Raw genomic sequence first — 15,117 nt, 5'->3', positions numbered from 1 at the left:
AGTGCGATGAAGGCTCACGACGGCATGTACATCGGCGGCCAGTGGCGGCCCGCCCGGGGTCCGGACACGATCGCGGTGGTGAACCCGGCCGACGAGCAGGTCATCGCCCATGCCCCGGCCGGTACGGCGGACGACGTCGACGATGCCGTGCGCGCGGCCCGCGAGGCGCTCCCCGGCTGGGCCGCCACCCCGCCCGCCGAGCGCGCCGCCCGGATCGCGGCCCTGCGCGATGTGCTCGTGGTCCGCGCGGACGAGATCGCCGAGACCGTCACCGCCGAGCTCGGCGCGCCGCTCCAGCTCTCGCAGACGGTCCACGCGGGCGTGCCGATCATGGTCGCCGGTTCGTACGCGGAGCTGGCGGCCTCGTACTCCTTCGAGGAGAGGACCGGGAACTCCACCGTGCTGCTGGAGCCGGTCGGCGTGGTCGGTGCGATCACGCCGTGGAACTACCCGCTGCACCAGATCGTCGCCAAGGTCGCCCCGGCGCTCGCGGCGGGCTGCACCGTCGTACTCAAGCCCGCCGAGGACACCCCGCTGACCGCGCAGCTCTTCGCCGAGGCCGTCGACGAGGCCGGGCTGCCCGCAGGCGTGTTCAACCTGGTGACGGGTCTCGGCCCGGTCGCCGGGCAGGCACTCGCCGCCCACGAGGACGTCGACCTGGTCTCGTTCACCGGCTCGACCGCGGTCGGCAGGCAGATCGGCGCGACCGCGGGCGGCGCGGTCAAGCGGGTCGCCCTGGAGCTCGGCGGCAAGTCCGCCAATGTCATCCTGCCGAGCGCCGACCTGGCCAGGGCCGTGGGCGTCGGTATCGCCAACGTCATGTCCAACTCCGGCCAGACGTGCAGCGCATGGACCCGGATGCTGGTCCACAAGGACCAGTACGACGAGGCGGTGGCGCTCGCGAGGGCCGCGGTCGCCAAGTACGTACCGGGCGAGCGGATCGGCCCGCTGGTCAGCGCCAAGCAGCAGCAGCGCGTACGCGGCTACATCGAGAAGGGCGTCGCCGAGGGCGCCCGCCTGGTCGCCGGCGGCCCCGAAGCCCCGCGCGAGACGGGCTACTACGTCAGCCCCACCGTCTTTGCCGATGTCACCCCCGAGATGACCATCGCGCAGGAGGAGATCTTCGGCCCGGTCGTCTCGCTGATCAAGTACGAGGACGAGGACGACGCCCTGCGTATCGCCAACGGCACCGTGTACGGGCTCGCGGGCGCGGTCTGGGCCGCCGACGAGGCCGAAGCCGTCGCCTTCGCCCGCCGGATGGACACCGGGCAGGTCGACATCAACGGCGGCCGCTTCAACCCCCTCGCGCCCTTCGGCGGCTACAAGCAGTCGGGCGTCGGCCGGGAGCTCGGCCCGCACGGTCTGTCCGAGTACCTCCAGACCAAGTCCCTCCAGTTCTGAGCCGGGAGTCCTACGCATCATGGTCCGCGCCGCCGTACTGCCCGCCGTCGGCTCTCCGCTGGAGATCACCGACATCCACCTGCCCGAACCCGGCCCGGGTCAGGTGCGGGTCCGCCTTGCCGCGGCCGGGGTCTGCCACTCCGACCTGTCCCTGTCCAACGGCACCATGCGGGTGCCGACGCCGTGCGTCCTGGGTCATGAGGGCGCGGGCACCGTCGTCTCCGTCGGCGAAGGGGTCACGCATGTCGCCCCGGGCGACGGCGTCGTCCTCAACTGGGCACCGTCCTGCGGCAGTTGCCACCACTGCTCGATCGGCGAGGTGTGGCTGTGCGCCAATGCCCTCGCGGGCGCGGCGAACGTCTACGCCCGTACCGCCGACGGCGCGGAGCTGTACCCCGGCCTGAACGTCGCGGCCTTCGCCGAAGAAACCGTCGTCGCCGCGAACTGCGTCCTGCCCGTCCCCGACGGCGTCCCGCTCACCGATGCCGCCCTGCTCGGCTGCGCGGTCCTCACCGGGTACGGCGCGGTCCACCACTCCGCCCGCGTCCGCGAGGGCGAGACGGTCGTCGTCTTCGGTGTCGGCGGGGTCGGCCTCGCCACGCTCCAGTCCGCCCGGATCGCGGGCGCGTCGACGATCATCGCGGTCGACGTTTCCGAGGAGAAGGAGTCCCTGGCGCGGGGGGCGGGTGCGACCGAGTACGTCCTCGCCTCCGACACCACCGCGAAGGAGATCCGCACACTCACGGGCGGCCAGGGCGCGGACGTGGCGATCGAGTGCGTCGGGCGGGCCGCGACGATCCGCACCGCCTGGGAGTCCACCCGCCGGGGCGGCCGCACGACGGTCGTCGGCATCGGCGGCAAGGACCAGCAGGTCACGTTCAACGCGCTGGAACTCTTCCACTGGGGCCGCACGCTCTCGGGCTGCGTCTACGGCAACAGCAACCCGGCGGTCGACCTACCGGTCCTGGCGGAGCATGTGCGCGCGGGGCGGCTGGACCTGGCGGCCCTGGTGACGGACCGGATCGGCCTGGACGGGATCGCGGATGCGTTCGCCAACATGCTGGCGGGCAGGGGCGGGCGTGCGCTGGTGGTCTTTTAAGTTCCCCACCCCGCCCCTTCCCGTAACTGGGGCAAGCCCCAGGCCCCGGACGCGCTTCGCGCGTGTCCTCAAACGCCGGACGGGCTGAACTTCAGCCCCTCCGGCGTTTGAGGAGCGGGGGTTCGGGGGCGGAGCCCCCGCACGGGGTCTGGGGCGGAGCCCCAGTTCGGGAAGGGGCGGGGTGGGGGAAAACCCACCGCCTGCGAGGCTGGCCCAGGGAGCCGCCGGATCAGTCCCGACGGCCGCCGGCCTCGGACGCCCCGGCATCCGGCGCGCACCTCGCGGCATCCCCCGGCGCGACCGCCGCATCCGGCGCAGCCGCGGCATCCCGTGAGGCCGACCTCCGGGACCGGGAGCGCGAGACGGCCACCCCCGCCAGGCACAGCGTCCCACCCGCCAGGGTGAGTCCGGCCGGCACCTCGTCCAGCGCCAGCCATGACATCAGCACGACCAGCGCGGGCACCGCATAGGTCGTCGCGCCCATCCGCCCCGCGGTCGTACGAGCCAGCGCGTAGGCCCAGGTCGTGAACGCCAGCGCGGTCGGGAAGACGCCCAGGTAGACCATGTTGAGCGTGGCCGACAGCGGAGCCCGTTCCGCCTGGGAGACCAGCTGTCCGACGAACGGCAGACAGGCCACCGCCCCGACCAGGCAGCCGAACGTCGTCACCTGCAGTGCGCTCGCGTGCGCCAGCGCGGGCTTCTGGGCCACCACCCCGCCCGCGTACCCCACCGCCGCCAGCAGGCACAGCAGTACGCCCAGCGTGGAGGCGCTGCCCTCGCCCGACATCGAGAGGCCGACGGTCACCGCACCCGCGAACGACACCGCCATCCCGGCCAGCAGCCGCGGCGGCAGCGCCTCGCCGAGCAGCCGGGCGCCGAGCAGCGCGATGAGAATCGGGCCGATGTTCACGACCATCGCGGCCGTGCCCGCGTCGACTTCCTGCTCACCCCAGTTGAGCACCACCATGTAGACGCCGAACCACAGCAGCCCGGATATGGCGATTCCCGGCCAGGCGGCCCGCGGCGGCAGCCCTTCTCGCCGGACCAGCAGGACGCTGCCGAGGGCGAGAGACCCGGCGAGGAGCCGCCCGAGGGCGAGAGCGCCGGGGGAGTACACCTCACCGGCGCTGCGGATCGACACAAAGGCCGAGGCCCACAGGACGACGGTGATGCCCGCGGCGGCGAGAGCGGGCCACTGCGAACGGGCGGGGCGCGGGGAGTGCGTCATGCGCCGACCGTACGGCGGCGACTGTTCGGCGTTCACCGCAATGTCCCTGGCTCGATGCCGAGCAGCTCGGCCAGCGCCCGCTCGCCGTCCGCGGTCACCTTCACCGCGCGCTCGGACCCGATCCGTACGCACCAGCCCGCATCCAGGGCGTGGCGGCACAGCTCGGCTCCCGCGAGCCCCGCGAGATGCGGTTTGCGCTCGGTCCAGTCCAGGCACGACCGTACGAGCGGACGCCGCCCCTTCCGCTCCAGCGTGAGCCCCAACTCGCCGAACCAGGCGATGCCTTGGGCGGTGAGCGCGAAGCCGGTGTCCTGGTGCAGCAGCCCGCGTGCCGTCATTGCCTGGGTGATCGCGATGCCGAGCCGCCCGGCGAGATGGTCGTAACAGGTGCGTCCGCGGGCCATGGCGCTGCGGGTGCTCGCGGCCCGCAGCGAGGCGGGCGGCGCGTCGGGGGCGGGTGGGGTGTGCGCGGCAAGCTCCTCGACGAGACGGGCGACGCTCTCGCCCGCGAGCCGCACATACCGGTGGCGCCCCTGGCGCTCCTCGGCGAGCAGCCCGCCCGCGACGAGCTTGCCCAGATGCTCACTGGCGGTCGACGGCGCCACGCGCGCGTGCCGGGCGAGTTCGCCCGAGGTCCAGGCGCGGCCGTCCAGCAGCGCGAGACAGAAGGAGGCCCGGGTCTCGTCGGCGAGGAGCGCGGCCAGCGCGGCAAGGTCTTTGGACTGCATGTGTCCAGGATGGCCCCATCACTGTTCGGCGGCCGCCGAACTGTCTCCGTCAGGCGCGCACCAGGGCCTCGTACTGCACGGACAGACCGTCGATGAGTGCCCGCAGACCCGTCTCGAACGCGCCCTCGTCCACCTTCTGCTGCCGCTCGGCGAGCAGATGCGCCTGCCCGAGATGCGGGTAGTCGGCCGGGTCGTACGCGGACTCGTCGTCGACGAAGCCGCGGGCGAACGAACCGAGCGCCGAGCCGGTGATGAAGTACCGCATCAGGGCGCCGATACAGGTCGCTTGGGCCGGTGGCCAGCCCGCGCGGACCATTGCGCCGAAGACGGCGTCGGCCACTTTGAGCCCCGCCGGGCGGCGGCCCGGGCCACGGGCGAGCATCGGCACGGTGTTGGGGTGGTCGGTCAGGGCCGCGCGGTAGGAGACGGCCCAGTCGTGCAGCGCGGTGCGCCAGTCGCGCTGGTCGCCCTCGTCGAACATCGACAGGTCGACCTGGGCGCTGACGGCGTCGGCGACGGCGTCGAGGATCTCGTCCTTGTTGCGGAAGTGGTTGTAGAGGGAGGGGCCGCTGACCCCGAGTTCGGCGGCGAGCCTGCGGGTGGAGACGGCGTCGAGGCCCTCGGCGTCCACGAGCGCGCTCGCCGTCTCGACGATGCGTTCTCGGCTGAGCAGGGGCTTGCGCGGGCGGGCCATGCGGCACATAGTAGGGCCTGCCGACGGGAAACTAGCAGTGATAGTTAAAGCGGGGTGGGCGTATGAACCTGGAGCTCGGTGAGGAGCAGACAGCCGTCCGCTGAGTACGCGTGTGAGTACGGGAGCGGATGTGGCGCGGGCCACGCCGACCGATGCTGACGCCTATGAGTGAGACACAGGTCAAGCAGCAGAACACCGCGGCCTTCTACGGACAGTCCGTCGCCTCCTTCGCCGTCGCGCTCGGCGCTGTCGGCCTCGGCATCCTCTATCTCGACGCCGACGCCTGGGTGCGCGGCTTCCTCGCCATCGCCGTCCTTTACCTCACGACCTCGGCGTTCACGCTGGCCAAGGTGATCCGGGACCGCCAGGAAGCCGGGCAGATCGTCAGCCGGGTCGACCAGGCCAGGCTGGAGAAGCTGCTCGCCGAGCACGACCCCTTCCAGAAGCCCAAGATCTAAGCGCTTGCTCACCCTCGGGGTATGGTGTGCCTTCTGATGAACGGAAGGGGCGAGCGATGAGTACGGCGGAGGACACGGCCGGCGAGGACATGCCGTGGGGCGAGGTCACGCCCGAGGCGGCGAGGAAGCTGCTCGTCGCCGCCGTCGAGGCCTTCGCCGAGCGGGGCTATCACGCGACGACGACCCGGGACATCGCGGGCCGCGCCGGAATGAGCCCCGCCGCGCTCTACATCCACTACAAGACCAAGGAAGAGCTGCTCCACCGGATCAGCCGGATCGGGCACGACAAGGCCCTGGAGGTCCTGTCGACGGCGGCCGACACGGGCAGCACGCCCTCCGAGCGGCTCGCCGCGGCCGTGAGTTCCTTCGTCCGCTGGCACGCGGGGCGGCACGACACCGCACGCGTGGTGCAGTACGAGCTCGACGCGCTCTCCGGCGAACACCGCGAAGAGATCGTCGAGCTGCGCCGCCGCAGCGACGCCGTCGTACGCGGAATTCTCCACGAGGGCGTCGAGTCGGGGGAGTTCGACGTCCCGGACGTCCCCGGCACCACGGTCGCCGTGCTGTCGCTCTGCATCGACGTGGCGCGCTGGTTCAACACGCGGGGCCGCAGGACCCCCGACGAGGTCGGCGCGCTGTACGCCGACCTCGTCCTGCGCATGGTCTCCGCCCGGAAGAGCCAGGACTCGTAGGAGTCGGCGGGACTCAGAAGAAGTAGCGGGACACCGACTCGGCCACGCACACCGGCTTGTCGCCGCCCTCGCGCTCCACCGTGACGAGGGCGGTCACCTGCACGCCGCCGCCCGCCTCCTCCACGCTCTGCAGCACCGCCGTCGCGCGCAGTCGCGAGCCCACCGGTACGGGCGAGGGGAAACGGACCTTGTTCGCGCCGTAGTTGATGCCCATCTTCATGCCCTCGACGCGCAGGACCTGCGGGACGAAGACCGGGAGCAGCGACAGCGTGAGATAGCCGTGCGCGATCGTCGTACCGAAGGGGCCGGTCGCCGCCCGTTCCGGGTCCACGTGGATCCACTGGTGGTCACCGGTCGCCTCGGCGAAGAGATCGATCCGCTTCTGCTCGATCTCCAGCCAGTCGCTGTGCCCCAGCTGCTCGCCGACCCCGGCGCGCAGCTCCTCGGCGGACGTGAAGATCCTCGGCTCGGCCATGTCCCTGCTCCCTGCGTCTCGTCTCTGCGGAACACCAATGTCTAAGCGCTTGCTCAGCATGGTTGGGCGGACAGCTCCTGTCAACGACGGGCCCAGTAGGCTTCGAGGAGTGCCACAGATTCCCGAGAAGATTCACGAGCTCACGGTCGGCCAGCTCTCCGCGCGCAGCGGGGCCGCCGTGTCCGCCCTGCACTTCTACGAGTCCAAAGGGCTGATCAGTAGCCGTCGGACCAGCGGAAACCAGCGCCGGTACAGCAGGGACGCGCTGCGCCGCGTCGCCTTCGTACGCGCCGCGCAGCGGGTGGGCATTCCGCTCGCCACGATCAGGGACGCACTGGCCGAACTGCCGGAGGAGCGCACACCCGACCGCGAGGACTGGGCGCGGCTGTCCGAGGCGTGGCGCGCGGAGCTCGACGAGCGCATCAGACAGCTCGGCCGGCTCCGCGACCATCTCACCGACTGCATCGGCTGCGGCTGCCTCTCCCTGCAGACCTGCGTTCTGTCCAACCCGGACGACATCTTCGGCGAGCGGCTGACGGGCTCCCGGCTGCTGCCGGAGCGCGGACGGCCCGCGAAGGACCGTGCCTGAGCATGGCGTACAGGCGGGCCCGCACCCCCGTGACGGGCCCGCCTCTGCCTTTTGCCGCGCGGGACTACTCGTACTCCGTGCCGCCCTTGCGCGTCAGATACGCCGGGCTGACCGCCTTGGCGATCGCCCGGCCGCCCACCACCGGGCTGTAGCGCTCGGCGGCGGGACGGATCACGACGCCTTCGCGCAGATGCAGCTCGCGCCCGGACACGGTCTCCCGGCCGCTCGCCAGTTCCAGCACCGTGCCGATGTCGTACGGACCCTCGAACAGCCGTGGCACCAGCGGCAGTTCACCCTCCAGCAGCTCGGCCGGCTCCAGCCAGCGGACCTGGCCGCCGATCTCGGCCGACACGTCGAAGACGGCGTAACCGAGCGCCTCGGAGCGGGCGTTGGCCCCGTAGGCGAGGTCCTGCACCCCGGCGCCGTACACCTCGCCGAAGATCCCGACCCGGCTCGCCCCCAGCTTCTCGGCGAGGCGCGCGGCGACCGCCGGGACGTCATGGCCGAGCACTGCGCGCCAGTACAGATTGCGCGGATCCTCCGTGAGGGCAAGGCCCTTGGCGCCGAAGCCCTTCGACGAGACCTGGACACGCCCCTGCCCGTCGTCCGTCGCGCAGTACGTCAGCAGGCAGGCCGAGCCGTGCAGCTTCTCGGTGATCACCACGGGCTCGCCCGGCTCGAAGATCTCCGGATAGCGCTGGATGTTCTCGATGTCGACCCAGGGCAGCAGATCGGGAGCCCGTTCCACATCGCCGCTCATCGTGGGCGGGATGGGCGGCGACCACTTGGTGATCGAGAGCAGCTCCGCGAAGTCCGTGCCGTCGGCGGCCGCCTGCGCCAGATCGATGTCTGCGAGGGCCTGCGGCCGGCAGACGATGCCCTGCGACAGCTCGCCGCGCAGCCGAACCGCCTTGACCCGGTTGGCCTCTCCGCCGGCCAGCCGTCCGGTCAGCCCCAGCTCCTCGATCAACCCGGCCGGGAGCACGGACTGTTCGGGGATGTAGACGGCGGCGTCACCACTGCGGTACGCGCCCTTGGCGACGACGGCGCGGTACAGGCCCACCTGGGCCAGTTCGAGCGCGTCGGCGTTCGGGTGCTCGTGGACGGTCAGCAGCTCTGCGGTGACACGCAGCGTGGACATCGGCGTCTCCTCGATTACGGATTTCCGCGTCCACTGTGCGGGCGGTGAGCGGGGGTCGGCCACTGAATATCGAGACGTCCAGGTCGGCGTGCGCAGTCCTGGGGCACCGCCGGTTGATCTTTCCCCACCCCGCCCCTTCCCGAACTGGGGCTCCGCCCCAGGCCCCGTCCGGGGGCTCCGCCCCCGGACCCCCGCTCCTCAATCGCCGGCGGGGCTGAATTTCGCGTCCGGGACCACGGCTCAAACGCCGGCGGGGCTGGAATGTGCGGCTCGGCCGCATATCCAGCCCGTCCGGCGTTTGAGGACATGCGGCCGAAGGCCGCATTCGGGGTCCGGGGCGAAGCCCCGTCGGGGGGCCGGGGGCAGCGCCCCCCGGTTACGGGAAGGGGCGGGGTGGGGAACAAGCCCCGCAGGGCCCGGCCCAACCGCTCAGGCCACCGACGCCAGCTCCCTGCGCCCCGCCCGCTTCGCCGCCGCCACCGCCTCGGACGTCAGTACGGGCTGCGGCACGACTATCCCGCAGCCCGTGCAAACCGGCCCGAACCAGGGCTCGTTCGCCAGATCCTGCCGCCACACGATGTGCGTCCCCCCGCACACCGGGCAGCCGTTTCCGGGTTCGGTCTCCAGCGCGGATATCAGCCGCCGCAGGACCTCGGCGAGCGGTGCCGACGGATGGTCGGCCGGGCTGTCGCAGCGGGCGACCCCGTTCCCGCCCCAGGTGCGCCGGTGCCAGTCGTCGATCGACGCCGGCCGTCGCAGTCCGTCGTGCTTCTCGCGCTTGCGGCGGTCCGCGAAACTCTCTTCGTACGCGAGCCAGACGGCCCGCGCCTGTTCCAACTCGTCGAGCGCGGCCACCAGCCGCGCCGGATCGGGGGCCCGGTCCTCGGGCTCGATGCTGTGCCTGGCGCACAGATGAGCCCAGGTTGCCCGGTGCCCATAAGGGGCAAATCGCTCCAGGCACTTGCGCAGCGAATAGCGTCGTAGCGCCAGATCACACCGCGCGTCGCGCACCTGTCTCGCAAGACTGCGGAAACCGGCCATCGCACTGCCACCTCCGTCGCTGGTACTTCGGCGTTGAGGAATGGACGTACGAGTACCCGATCCGGCTCCATCGAAAATTCGATGGGTGTCATTACAGGCCAGTGGTGGTGATCATGCCGTTTCGTCCGGATCGCCCTCAGTGTCCGATGCGGCCCGCGGCCAGTACCACCCGCGCCAGCTCCTCATGGCAGATGTCGCTGTGCGCACCGGCAGGAGGCCCGCCGCGCCGTACCACCGAGGCCGTGTCCACGCTGACGCAGCCCGAGCCGGGGATCCCCTGCCGCAGCGCCTCCTCCAGCGTCAGCCTGACCAGCGGCTGCGTGGCCTGGATGCCGTCGTGCCCCATCGCCCACCACCGCTTGTCGAGCCCGACCACGTTCGCGTCGTCCCCGGCCAGGCTGGAAGCCAGCGGATAGATCACTCCGAGCGCGCTGTCGTGCCGCGAATAGCAGGCCACCACCGGCCCGTCGACCCGCTGCTCCATGCTGCGCAGGGCGCCGCCGCTGTGTGCCGCGTGCGGCAGGCTCTGCGCGAACGCATAGTGCGAGAAGGCTCCCTGAAGAAGCGTCAGTGACTTCACGTTGTTCGCTCCGTGGGGCAGCCCGCGCAGCGCGAAGGAGACCAGCCGCGCCCCCTGGCTGTGGCCCACCAAATGCACCCGCACGGCGGGGGACGAGCGGGCGAGCTGGCCCAGCAGCGGGCCGAGACCCAGCTCGCCGACCCTCCCGGCGCGCCGCTTCATCGCGTAGTACGTCGTCTGCCTCAGTAGTTCCTTCGCGCCCTTCCACACCTTCTTGAGCCCGCCTCCGACGGCGAAGGACTCGACGGCGGGCTCCTTCTCCGTCACCTCCACGCTCTCCTCCAGCGCGAGCGCGAACCTCCGGCACATCGTCAGAGAATCCTCGAACAGGACGGCGGGCGGGCCCTGTTCGTCGTGGGGCAGATCGTCCGTGAAACAGGTCCCTCCGACTCCGCCGACCGGTGCCTCGGCCAACTGCCGTGCCAGTGAGCCGAACTCCGCGAAGGCCGCTTCCGACTCGGGCTGCGCATGCAGCAGTTGAGCGAGCCGTCGCACCGTCCCGTCGTGCCCGGGAAACAGCTCGACCAGGGCGTCCTGCGTCGCCTTGTCCAGTGCGGATTCCAGTGCGGAGTGCGGCGGGGGAGCCGTGGCGGACGGCCGGAAGTCCGGAATCGACTCGTCCGTGAACTTCATGGACGGCCACACCACACCCACGTATCCGAGCCGCACCCCCTCGCCCGTCAGCCCCGGGAAGGGCGCGAAGAAGGCCGAGTACAACTGGTTGGCGACGGAGGGCGAGTTGTTCCACCCGTGCGCGAACATCACCAGATCGGTGACGTCCATTTCAGCCAGACTGTCGCGCTGCGCGGCGTCCACGTCGCCGTCCTTGTCGAAGGTGACTTCGCGGTACGGCTCCACACTCATTTCCGGCATGACCGGCCCTCCCCGTTTTTGTCCGCCGATGCCCCAGCATCCTGCGCGAAGGGAGGAACGGCCATACCTACGACCGTGCTCGATCGCGCCTGGTCCCTGTCGGTCACAGGCGGTCGGTCAGAGGCGGTGGGCCGCGCATACCCGGTGGAGATGGATCAGTACGTCGTGCGTCACGGCCGGACGTACCGGCTCGGTATCGACCGGCCAGACGTTCCCGATGGTCCGGGTCTGGCGTACCACATTCAGCCAATCCCGCGCGACGGGTCTGATTGCCTCAGTACCTCAGGTACGTCCTCCGTACGGCCCTGAACGCGGCCAGCTCGCCCTGCCACGCCGCCACCACCTCGTCCGCCCCCGCCCCCGCGTCGATCATCGTCCGCACCCTCGCCGACCCCGTCAGCTTGTCGATCCAGTTGTCGGGCCGCCAGGCGAAGCCGCTCCACACCCGCTTCGCCGTCACCAGCAGGCCGATCCCGGTCCGCACGGGGTCGTACGACGTGCGGTCGTGGACATGCAGCTGGACCCCGCCGACCGTCTTGCCCTGGAACTTGGAGAATGTCGGCGTGAAGTACGCCTCGCGGAAGCGGACACCGGGCAGCGCGAGCCCATTCGCGGCCGCCGCCCAGGCGCGGTTGATGCCTTCGGCGCCCAGGAGCTCGAAAGGACGTGTCGTGCCGCGGCCCTCCGAGAGATTGGTGCCCTCGAACAGGCAGGTGCCCGAGTAGACCAGCGCGGTGTCCGGCGTCGGCATGTTCGGGCTCGGCGGGACCCAGGGAAGACCCGTCTCGTCGAAGAAGTCCGAGCGCCGCCAGCCCGTCATCCGCACCGTCTCCAGCTCCACCGGACGAGTCAGGAACTCGCCGTTGAACAGCAGCGCCAGCTCGGCGACCGTCATCCCGTGCGCCTGTGTGATGGGCTCGCGACCCACGAAGGTCGCGAAGGCCTTGTCCAGTACGGGCCCCAGCGCGGCTCGGCCCGTCACCGGATTGGGCCGGTCCAGGACCACGAAGCGCTTGCCCGCGAGCGCGGCCGCCTCCATGCAGTCGTAGAGGGTCCAGATGTAGGTGTAGAAGCGTGCGCCGACATCCTGGATGTCGAAGACGATCGTCTCCACGCCGGACGCGGTGAAGATGTCGGCGAGGGCCTGCCCGCTCTTGGTGTACGTGTCGTAGACGGGCAGCCCGGTCGCCGGATCGTCGTAGCGGCCCTCTGAGCCGCCGGCCTGGGCGGTGCCGCGGAAGCCGTGCTCGGGGCCGAAGACGGCGAGCAGGTTCACCCGGTCGTCGGCGTGCATCACATCCACGATGTGCTGTACGTCCCGGGTGATCCCGGTCGGGTTGGTGACTACACCGACCCGCTGTCCGGCGAGCGGCGCGTAGCCGTCTGCGGCCAGCCGCTCGAAGCCGGTGCGGACCCGGCGGTGGACGGCGAGGGCGGCGGCGGGCGAAGGGGCCGCGGCCAGCGCGCCCACCGCGCCACCGGCGGCCAGCAGACCCCGTCTGGACAGGCTCATCGGGTTACCTCCGTGGTCGCTGTCTGTCATGGCCACGCACGCTAGCGTGCACGGCGGGCGTGCGGAACGATTGCGACAGCGCGGTTCGGCCCCCGTGCGCCCGTGGCCGCACGCCCCCTTCCCTCGCGACATACCGACTGGTTAGTCTGCTCAAACGGGACGGTACGCAGAGAGGCGGAGCTTGATGAGTGCGGTGCAGGGCGCTGGAGTTGTGGTTACGGGCGCGGGCGGCGGCATCGGAGCCGCCCTGGCCCGCCGGTTCGCGGCGGAGGGCGCCCGTGTCGTCGTCAACGACATCGACCCGGCCAGGACCAAGGCCGTGGCCGACGAGATCGGCGCGACCGCGGTGCCGGGCGACGCCTCAGAGATCGTGGAAGAAGCCCGCGACGCACTGGACGGCACCGTCGACGTCTACTGCGCCAACGCCGGACTCGCCTCGCCCGGCGACGTCTTCGCCGACGAGCAGGTGTGGGCCGCCGCCTGGGACGTCAATGTGATGGCGCACGTCCGCGCGGCCCGCACCCTGCTGCCCGACTGGCTGGAGCGCGGCAGCGGCCGCTTCGTCTCCACCGTCTCCGCCGCCGGCCTGCTCACCATGGTCGGCGCGGCCCCCTACAGCGTCTCCAAGCACGGCGCGTACGCCTTTGCCGAGTGGCTCCAGCTCACCTACGCCCACCGGGGCCTGAAGGTGCACGCTATCTGCCCGCAGGGAGTGCGTACGGACATGCTCACCGCGGCCGGATCGGCGGGCGAACTCGTCCTCGCCCCCACCGCGATCGAGCCCGAGGACGTCGCCGACGCGCTGTTCGAGGGCATCGAGGCCGACCGCTTCCTGATCCTGCCGCACCCCGAGGTCGCCGAGTTCTACCAGGCACGCGCCGCGACGCCCGAGCGCTGGCTGGGCGGTATGAACCACATCCAGCAGAAGTGGGAAGGAGCGCAGAGGTGACATCCGTCTACGCGGCGAGGCCATGGCTGGCTCAGCTCACCGAGGCCCAGCGGGCCCCGATCACCCCGCCCGCGAGCGTCGTGCACTCCTTCCGCGCCGCCGTGGCCCGAGCCCCCGAGCACACGGCACTCGCCTACTTCGACGGGCGTCTGAGCTACCGCGAGACCGACGAGCTCTCCGACTCCGTCGCGGGCCATCTCGGCTCCCGCGGAGTCGGCCGCGGCGACCGCGTGGCGATCATGCTGCAGAACACTCCACACTTCGTGATCGCACTGCTCGGCGCCTGGAAGGCCGGGGCGGCTGTCGTCCCGCTCAACCCGATGTACAAGTCGGCCGAAGTCGCGCATGTCCTGAGCGACGCCGACGTCACCGTGCTGATCTGTTCGGACCGTGCCTGGGAGTCGTATCTGCGCGACAGTGCCGCCAGCTCGCCCGTACGCCTCGCCCTCACCGCCTGCGAACTGGACCTGCAGAGCCGCGACGACGAACGCGTCCTGGGCTTCGAGCGGCAGCCGGCCCCGCTGGACACCCACGACCTGCTGGCCGTGGCCCGGCAGGGACTGAAGGCGCCGGAAGGCCGCGAACTCACCCCCGCCGACGTGGCGTTGATCAGCTACACCTCCGGCACCAGCGGCACTCCCAAGGGTGCCATGAACCTCCACGGCGGGATCGTCCACAACGCCGAACGGCAGCGCACCGGCCACCCCGTGCCCGAGGGCTCCTGCTACTTCGCGCTCGCGCCGCTGTTCCACATCACCGGCATGGTCTGCGAGCTCGCCGCCTGTATCGCCAACGCGGGCACCCTCGCCCTCGCCCACCGCTTCGAGGCGGGCGTCGTCCTCGACGCCTTCGCCGAGCACCGGCCCGCGTACACCGTCGGCCCCTCCACGGCCTTCATGGCGCTGGCCGCGCATCCCGCCGCCACCCGCGAGCACTTCGCATCCTTCCGGATGATCTCCTCCGGCGGCGCCCCGGTGCCTCCCGCGCTTGTCGAGAAGTTCCGTAAGGGCTTCGGCCCCTACCTGTACAACGGCTACGGCCTCACCGAGTGCACCGCCCCCTGCGCCTCCGTACCGCCCGAGAAACAGGCCCCGGTCGATCCGGCGTCCGGCACCCTCTCCGTCGGCGTGCCCGGACCCGACACGATCGTGCGGATCGTCGACGAGAAGGGCCAGGACGTCCCGCTCGGCGAACAGGGCGAGATCGCGGTGAGCGGTCCCCAGGTCGTGCCCGGATACTGGCGGCTGCCCGAGGCCACGGCCGAGGCCTTCCCGGACGGTGAACTGCGCACCGGCGACATCGGCTTCATGGACACCGACGGCTGGCTCTATGTCGTCGACCGCAAGAAGGACATGATCAACGTCTCGGGCTTCAAGGTCTGGCCGCGCGAGGTGGAGGACGTCCTCTACACGCACCGGGCGGTTCGGGAGGCGGCCGTCGTCGGCGTACCCCACGACTACCGCGGAGAGACCGTCAAGGCGTACATCAGCCTGCGCCCCGGGGCGAGCGTGGAACCGGGCGAAATCTCCGCGTACTGTGCGGAGCGCCTGGCCGCGTACAAGTACCCGCGCGAGGTGGAGATCCTGCCGGAGCTCCCCAAGACGACAAGTGGGAAGATCCTCAGGCGGGAACTGCGTTTCCCCGGGTAAGTCAAGA

The 15,117-nt window shown here is 71.2% G+C and carries 15 protein-coding genes; 7 read left to right on the top strand and 8 right to left on the bottom strand.

Annotated elements, in window-relative coordinates:
* Nucleotides 1-6: 6 nt before the first annotated feature.
* On the top strand, nucleotides 7-1,401 hold the full coding sequence (locus OG741_RS08780) for an aldehyde dehydrogenase family protein (protein ID WP_405596244.1): 1,395 nt from the start codon (nucleotides 7-9) through the stop codon (nucleotides 1,399-1,401).
* A 19-nt stretch (nucleotides 1,402-1,420) separates the two neighbouring features.
* Complete coding sequence (locus OG741_RS08775; RefSeq protein ID WP_405596243.1) at nucleotides 1,421-2,500, top strand: Zn-dependent alcohol dehydrogenase; 1,080 nt, start codon at nucleotides 1,421-1,423, stop codon at nucleotides 2,498-2,500.
* Nucleotides 2,501-2,729: 229 nt separating this feature from the next.
* Here OG741_RS08775 and OG741_RS08770 read toward each other — a convergent pair whose 3' ends face one another.
* Genes OG741_RS08770 through OG741_RS08760 form a run of 3 tightly spaced genes read right to left on the bottom strand, consistent with a single transcriptional unit; the run spans nucleotide 2,730 to nucleotide 5,150 of the window.
* Nucleotides 2,730-3,728, bottom strand: a complete 999-nt coding sequence (locus OG741_RS08770) for a DMT family transporter (protein WP_405596242.1) — start codon at nucleotides 3,726-3,728, stop codon at nucleotides 2,730-2,732.
* Nucleotides 3,729-3,760: 32 nt separating this feature from the next.
* Nucleotides 3,761-4,456, bottom strand: a complete 696-nt coding sequence (locus OG741_RS08765) for an ArsR/SmtB family transcription factor (RefSeq protein ID WP_405596241.1) — start codon at nucleotides 4,454-4,456, stop codon at nucleotides 3,761-3,763.
* 49 nt (nucleotides 4,457-4,505) lie between these two features.
* Nucleotides 4,506-5,150 (bottom strand): TetR/AcrR family transcriptional regulator, encoded by a 645-nt coding sequence (locus tag OG741_RS08760; RefSeq protein WP_405596240.1) that lies wholly within the window; start codon nucleotides 5,148-5,150, stop codon nucleotides 4,506-4,508.
* A 164-nt stretch (nucleotides 5,151-5,314) separates the two neighbouring features.
* Between OG741_RS08760 and OG741_RS08755 the strand changes: the two genes are divergently transcribed.
* Both OG741_RS08755 and OG741_RS08750 read left to right on the top strand, forming a co-directional pair.
* Nucleotides 5,315-5,608 carry a YiaA/YiaB family inner membrane protein gene (locus OG741_RS08755; RefSeq protein ID WP_266478141.1) on the top strand — a complete coding sequence of 98 codons (294 nt, stop codon included), beginning with the start codon at nucleotides 5,315-5,317 and terminating at the stop codon, nucleotides 5,606-5,608.
* Between the two features lie 56 nt (nucleotides 5,609-5,664).
* Nucleotides 5,665-6,300, top strand: coding sequence for a TetR/AcrR family transcriptional regulator (locus OG741_RS08750; protein WP_266478143.1), 636 nt, complete (start codon nucleotides 5,665-5,667; stop codon nucleotides 6,298-6,300).
* Between the two features lie 13 nt (nucleotides 6,301-6,313).
* Here OG741_RS08750 and OG741_RS08745 read toward each other — a convergent pair whose 3' ends face one another.
* Nucleotides 6,314-6,775, bottom strand: a complete 462-nt coding sequence (locus tag OG741_RS08745; RefSeq protein WP_405596239.1) for a MaoC family dehydratase — start codon at nucleotides 6,773-6,775, stop codon at nucleotides 6,314-6,316.
* 109 nt (nucleotides 6,776-6,884) lie between these two features.
* On the opposite strand from OG741_RS08745, the gene soxR reads away from it, so the two are divergent.
* On the top strand, nucleotides 6,885-7,364 hold the full coding sequence (gene soxR / locus OG741_RS08740; protein WP_266478147.1) for a redox-sensitive transcriptional activator SoxR: 480 nt from the start codon (nucleotides 6,885-6,887) through the stop codon (nucleotides 7,362-7,364).
* Nucleotides 7,365-7,428: 64 nt separating this feature from the next.
* Here soxR and OG741_RS08735 read toward each other — a convergent pair whose 3' ends face one another.
* The 4 genes from OG741_RS08735 to OG741_RS08720 all read right to left on the bottom strand — a co-directional run bounded on the left by OG741_RS08735 (nucleotide 7,429) and on the right by OG741_RS08720 (nucleotide 12,512).
* Entirely contained in the window at nucleotides 7,429-8,505 is a 1,077-nt protein-coding gene (locus tag OG741_RS08735; protein ID WP_405596238.1) for an RNA ligase (ATP), read from the bottom strand.
* Between the two features lie 429 nt (nucleotides 8,506-8,934).
* Nucleotides 8,935-9,546 carry a hypothetical protein gene (locus OG741_RS08730; RefSeq protein WP_405596237.1) on the bottom strand — a complete coding sequence of 204 codons (612 nt, stop codon included), beginning with the start codon at nucleotides 9,544-9,546 and terminating at the stop codon, nucleotides 8,935-8,937.
* Nucleotides 9,547-9,682: 136 nt separating this feature from the next.
* The gene (locus OG741_RS08725) at nucleotides 9,683-10,999 is read right to left on the bottom strand and encodes a serine-threonine protein kinase (RefSeq protein WP_405596236.1); all 1,317 of its coding nucleotides are present in this window, start codon (nucleotides 10,997-10,999) and stop codon (nucleotides 9,683-9,685) included.
* Nucleotides 11,000-11,273: 274 nt separating this feature from the next.
* Nucleotides 11,274-12,512 carry an exo-beta-N-acetylmuramidase NamZ domain-containing protein gene (locus OG741_RS08720; RefSeq protein ID WP_405596235.1) on the bottom strand — a complete coding sequence of 413 codons (1,239 nt, stop codon included), beginning with the start codon at nucleotides 12,510-12,512 and terminating at the stop codon, nucleotides 11,274-11,276.
* 184 nt (nucleotides 12,513-12,696) lie between these two features.
* Here OG741_RS08720 and OG741_RS08715 point away from each other — a divergent pair, with 184 nt between their 5' ends.
* Nucleotides 12,697-13,461, top strand: coding sequence for an SDR family oxidoreductase (locus tag OG741_RS08715; RefSeq protein ID WP_405596234.1), 765 nt, complete (start codon nucleotides 12,697-12,699; stop codon nucleotides 13,459-13,461).
* Complete coding sequence (locus OG741_RS08710) at nucleotides 13,458-15,110, top strand: AMP-binding protein (RefSeq protein ID WP_405596233.1); 1,653 nt, start codon at nucleotides 13,458-13,460, stop codon at nucleotides 15,108-15,110. Before OG741_RS08715 ends, OG741_RS08710 begins: the two co-directional genes overlap by 4 nt.
* Nucleotides 15,111-15,117: the final 7 nt, after the last annotated feature.

The organism is Streptomyces sp. NBC_01410, from assembly GCF_045040195.1.
In the GTDB taxonomy this organism is placed as follows: Bacteria; Actinomycetota; Actinomycetes; order Streptomycetales; family Streptomycetaceae; genus Streptomyces.
This window is presented reverse-complemented; position numbering and strand designations above follow the sequence as displayed.